1 pseudogene is annotated in these 212 nt (G+C 54.2%); it reads left to right on the top strand.

From position 1 onward, the window contains the following. Positions 1 to 212 (top strand): annotated as a pseudogene (locus HMPREF3050_RS11290) (transposase); the annotation flags it as partial.

A 212-nucleotide genomic window follows, 5' to 3' on the forward strand; every position in this document is an offset into this window, starting at 1 on the left:
ACAAACGGATAGCGAGTTTGGTCGGTATTGCCCCGCACCCGAGGGAGAGCGGGAAACCAAATTCAAAAGCCGCTGCTTTGGCGGAAGGTCTGCGGTGCGTAAGGCACTGTATATGGCTACCGTGGTAGCGACACGTTTTGAACCGCTTATTCGGGATTTCTACCAACGCCTGCTGTCCAAGGGTAAGCCGTATAAGGTTGCCGTTACGGCAT

This window comes from Neisseria sp. HMSC065D04, assembly GCF_001815675.1.
In the GTDB taxonomy this organism is placed as follows: domain Bacteria; phylum Pseudomonadota; class Gammaproteobacteria; order Burkholderiales; family Neisseriaceae; genus Neisseria.